Below are 5,165 nucleotides of genomic sequence, written 5' to 3'. Positions count from 1 at the left end.
CGCCCCTGGATGGGAGCGTTGAGCGCCATTCGCTCGGCCATCTGGCGACGCTGCGCATTGTCACTGGTAAGATCGGGAAGGTAACGGCGCCGTCCGAGGATCGTCTCCGTGTAACCATCGGTACGGGCCTGTTCGACCACCCCGCGCAGGAAGTCCCGTACCCCGCCGAACCGGGCGAAGTACGCCTCCATCTGCGCACGGGCCTCTTCCGGATGGATGCCGAGCTGGCCAGCGAGCCCGAAGGCGGAGAGCCCGTAGGCCAGCCCGTAGGACATGGCCTTGATCCGGCGGCGCAGCTCGGGATCAACCGCGTCCACAGGCAGCCCGAATGCCTGGGCTGCCACGTAGGTGTGCAGGTCCTCGCCGGAGGCGAATGCCTCGATCAGTCCCTCGTCGCCGGACAGATGCGCCATGATGCGCATTTCGATCTGGGAGTAGTCGGCCGTGAGCAGGGTCTCGTACCCCGTGCCGACGACGAACGCCCGGCGGATCTGACGGCCCTGCGCCGTGCGTATCGGGATGTTCTGCAGGTTCGGGTCGGTCGAGGACAACCGGCCGGTCGCCGCGATCATCTGGTTGAACGTCGTGTGGATGCGGCCGGCATCGTCGATCATCGGTATGAGCGAGTCGACCACCGTACGCAGCCGGGCAACGTCACGATGGCGCAACAGCACCGCCAGGAGCGGATGGTCGGCCTGAGTGGCGAGCCAGGCCAGCGCGTCCGCGTCGGTGGTGTAGCCAGTCTTGATCTTCTTGGTTTTGGGCAGGCCCAGCTCGTCGAACAGGATGGCCTGCAGCTGCTTGGGTGAGCTGAGGTTGAACGGCCGCCCGACGATCTCATGCGCCTGCGCGGACACCGCGGCGACCTCGGCACCGTAGTGCTTCTGGAGCTCGAGCAGATGATCGGTGTCGGCGGCGATGCCGGCCCGCTCCATCACGGCCAGCACGCCGACGAGTGGAAGCTCCACGTCGCGCAGGAGCGCGGTGGCACCGCGGCGGTCCAGGTCCGCGTCGAGCGCGTCGGCGAGCTCGAGGCAGGCCCGTGCCCGCACGACGTCCGCACCGGCCGCGTCCGCCTCGTCCGATCCGTCGATGGTCAGCTGTCCGGTGTCGGATCCTTGCGTACGCAGGTCGCGCCGGAGATAACGCAGGACGAGATCGGCCAGGTCGAAGGTGCGCTGACCGGGCAGCGCCAGGTAGGCCGCGAGCGCGGTGTCGCTGGTCACCCCCTCCAGTGACAGGCCACGGGCGGCAAGCGCCAACAGGGGGCCTTTGACGTCATGAGCCGCCTTGGGCTGACCAGGGTCGGCCAGCCACTGCGCCAGCGCCTTGTCATCGTCGCCGGTGAGCCCGGCCGGGTCGATCCACGCACCGGGACCGCCGGGGGTGGCCAGCGCGAGCGCCGTGACGACGCCGGTACCCCGACCCCAGGTGCCACGGACGTGCAGGCCGACGCGCTGCCCGCCACGGCCGTGGTCGGTCAGCCATTGGGAAACCTCGCCGGGCCCCAGGATGCGCGTGCTCACCTCGAAACCCTCGTCGGCCTCGGGTTCGACCGTGGCCAGCGCCGTGTACAGCCGCTCCCGCAACGTCCGGAACTGCAGGGTGTCGAAGAGCTGGTGGACGGCTTCGCGGTCCCACGGGCGCAGCCGAAGATCGACGGGGGTGACGTCCAACGGCACGTCCCGGGCGAGCTCGGTCAGGGCCCGGTTGCGGATCACGCTGGCCAGATGGGCGCGCAGCGACGTACCCGTCTTCCCGCCGAGTTCGTCCACCCGGTCGACGAGCTCGGCCAACGACCCGAACTGCTGGATCCACTTCGTGGCGGTCTTCTCCCCCACCCCGGGCACCGACGGCAGGTTGTCCGAGGGGTCACCGCGCAGCGCGGCGAAGTCCGGGTACTGCACCGGGGTGAGACCGTACTTCGCCTCGACCTCCGCCGGCGTGAACCTGGTCATGTCACTGATGCCGCGCCGGGTCATCAGCACCGTCACCTCGTCGGTGACGAGCTGCAACGCGTCCCGGTCACCGGTGACGATCAGCACCTGCATCCCCACGGCCGCGCCCTGGCTCGCCAGTGTCGCGATGACGTCGTCCGCCTCGTAGCCGGGCGCGCTGACCCCGAGCACGGCGAGCGAGTCGCACACCTGCTGGATCAGGCTGATCTGTCCGACGAAGTCCTCGGGTGTCTCGGCGCGCCCGGCCTTGTACTCCGCGTACTGGGTGTGCCGGAACGTGGGAGTCGGCAGGTCCCAGGCGACCGCCACATGGGTGGGGCGCTCATCGCGCAACACGTTGATCAACATCGAGGTGAAGCCGTAGACGGCGTTGGTCGGCTGTCCCGTCGTCGTGGCGAAGTTCTCGACCGGGAGCGCGAAGAACGCACGGTAGGCCAAGGAGTGGCCGTCGAGCAGGAGCAGCCGCGGCTCACCGTCGCCGGGCGCGGGCTGGGCGACGGCCGAGGTAGAGCCGGCAACCGAACGCGCGGAACCACGGGCGGGCGGGCGCTGCGCGCCGGCGGATGTGGCGGACACGACCCGAGTGTATTTGGCCCGCCCGCCCCGCCGGCCCTCCCCGTGCCGCACACCGTGGGCGCGGTGCGGCACGGGGAGGGCCGGGAGCCTCCCGGCCGGGGCGGTGACCGGGGTGTCACCCCGCGGATTCACGCCGGCCGTATACCGGCCCCCAGCAATTTCCGCCAGTTGATATTCACCCGGTGATATTCACCTGATGACATTCTACTGCTGACATTCGGGTGACCGAGGACCACCGAGGACCACACGGGGCGTCTTCGATCGGACAGACCGATACCCGAACGTGTCACTCGTCACGCCGCGAAGAACGCTGGGAACGGCACCGGGAACGCCGCCGGAAGGCTTCGGGGAAGACGGTGCGCGAAAACCGACGGCTGCCGTCGGCCCGGCGCATTGACGCGAGCATCGGTTACGCCCTAGTTTCTTTGTCAGTGGACCCGGGACGGACGAGTAGATAACGTCCATACACGGGGAAGGTGTGGACGGCGCCAAAGACCGTCCCGGGTTTCACTTATTTATCTGCAGATTCAGGTGGCACTGCACCTTCAGGTGGCACCGCAGCCTCATGTGCCACTGCAACCTCATGTGCCACTGGATGCACGGTTCGATCCCCAGCGCCACGCGCGGTGCTGTCGCTCAGGCGACGTCCTCACCCAGATAAGCCCGCCGAACACGGTCGTCCGCGCGCAACAGGTGAGCCGGGCCGTCCAGCACCATCCGACCTGTTTCCAGCACGTAGCCACGGTCTGCGACCGCCAGCGCCTGGTGGGCGTTCTGCTCCACCAGCAGCATCGACACGCCAGTGCTGTTGATCTCAGTGATGACCGAGAAAATCATGGCTACGACCAGCGGTGCGAGCCCCATCGAGGGCTCGTCCAACAGCAGCACCCGGGGCCGTGCCATGAGCGCCCGGCCGATGGCGAGCATCTGTTGCTCGCCGCCGGAAAGGGTTCCCGCCGCCTGCCCACGTCGCTCGGCAAGGCGTGGAAACATCGCGAAGACCCGTTCGATGTCGCCACGCGCCCGGCGGCGGTCCCGGTAGGCGCCCATCAGCAGGTTCTCGTGGACGGACATGACCGGAAACACCCTGCGGCCTTCGGGCACGTGACTGATCCCCCGCGCGACGATCTCGTGTGCCGGCAGGCCCGCGAGCGGCTCCCCGTCGAGCCGTACCTCCCCCGACACCGGATGCAACAGTCCCGACACCGTTGCCAGCGTCGTGGTCTTGCCGGCGCCGTTCGCCCCCAGCAGGGCCACCACCTCGCCGGCTCCGACCCGCAGGCTCACGCCACGCAGCGCGGTCACCGAGCCGTAGCGGACCTCCACGTCGGTGAGCTCGAGCGCCATCAGCCGCCACCAGGAGCGTCGGCCGGGCCCAGGTATGCCTCGCGCACCGCCGGGTCCCGCTGGACGTCGGCCGGCGGACCGCTGGCGATGACCTGGCCAAAGTTGAGCACGACCACCGCCGTGGCCACGCTCATCACCAGGCCCATGTCGTGCTCGATCAGCAGTACGGAGATCCCGTCCGCGGCGACCCGCCGCAGCAGCCCTGCCAGCTGGTTTTTCTCCGCCGTGTTCGTGCCCGCCGCGGGTTCGTCCACCAGCAGCAGACACGGGTCGGCGCCCAGTGCCCGCGCGATCTCCAGACGACGCTGCTCCCCGTAGGCGAGCGCCGCGGCCGGGACGTGCGCACGGTGCGCAAGGCCGACGAAGGCCAGCAACTCCATGGCGCGGCGCACGGCGCGAGCCTCGTACCGCCGGACGGCGGGGGTGGCGAGCATCACCTGTAGCGTCGCCGGGCGGTCCCGCCCCTGCACCCCGACCTGGACGTTGGCGAGCGCGCTCAACCCGCCGAACAGCCGGATGTGCTGGAACGTCCGGGCCACCCCGAGCCGACTGATCACGTGCGGTCGGCGGTCGAGCAGGCCCGTCGGAGCACCGCCGCGGCCCCACAGCGTGACGTTACCGGCCTGCGGGCGGGCGACGCCCGTCAGGCAGTTGAACAGCGACGTCTTGCCCGCGCCGTTAGGACCGATCACCGCGAGAATCTGACCCCGTTCATGGCGTAGCGACACGCCGTTCAGGCTCGTGACTCCGCCGAAGCGCAGTACCAGCCCACGCACGTCGAGGACAAGACCGGTGTCGCTGCGACCGGCCGCCGGGTCCCGGCTCGGCACGGCGTTCATCCGGCCGGCCCACCGGCGGGCAGCGCGCCGCCGACGTCACCCATGTCACCGACGTCACGCACATCACCGATCCCGCCGGCACCCGGGACACCGGCGTCGCCGGCGGCGTCGTCGGCGACGGCGAGGCCGACCCGCTCACCGCGCCGTGGCGGGAGCAGGCCCTGCGGCCGGAAGGTCATCATGATGACCACGACGACCCCGAAGTAGATGTACCGGTCGGCCGGGGGCACGACGTCACGCAGGAAGAACGCCAGCCCCTGCAGGACCACCGCGCCGAGCACCACCCCGAACCGGGAGCCCATCCCACCGAAGATCACAATGGTGAGCACCAGAATCGAGGCCTGCAGGCTGAACGTCTGCGGGTTGAAGAACTGCTTGGTCGCGAAGAGCACCCCGGCAAAACCCGACACGGAAGCACCGATCGAGAACGCCAGCAGCTTCATCC

General features: G+C 69.5%; 4 protein-coding genes. All 4 read right to left on the bottom strand.

Going from position 1 to position 5,165, the window contains the following annotated elements:
- Positions 1–2,534 (bottom strand): DNA polymerase I (polA, locus tag U9977_RS25500; RefSeq protein ID WP_322751824.1); only part of this gene is annotated, 2,534 nt, incomplete at its 3' end.
- Between the two features lie 636 nt (positions 2,535–3,170).
- Positions 3,171–3,881: an ABC transporter ATP-binding protein gene (locus U9977_RS25495; RefSeq protein WP_322751823.1), complete on the bottom strand. Its 711-nt coding sequence runs from the start codon at positions 3,879–3,881 to the stop codon at positions 3,171–3,173.
- Positions 3,881–4,720, bottom strand: coding sequence for an ABC transporter ATP-binding protein (locus U9977_RS25490; protein WP_322751822.1), 840 nt, complete (start codon positions 4,718–4,720; stop codon positions 3,881–3,883). The genes U9977_RS25495 and U9977_RS25490 overlap by 1 nt, the downstream gene beginning before the upstream one ends.
- A partial coding sequence (locus U9977_RS25485; protein ID WP_416210779.1) for an ABC transporter permease subunit occupies positions 4,717–5,165 on the bottom strand: 449 nt, incomplete at its 5' end. The genes U9977_RS25485 and U9977_RS25490, both read right to left, overlap by 4 nt.

The sequence above is a fragment of the Protofrankia sp. Cas8 genome, assembly GCF_963555845.1.
GTDB lineage: Bacteria > Actinomycetota > Actinomycetes > Frankiales > Frankiaceae > Protofrankia.
Note: the sequence above shows the minus strand (reverse complement) of the source record. Positions and strands in the feature narration are given on the sequence as shown.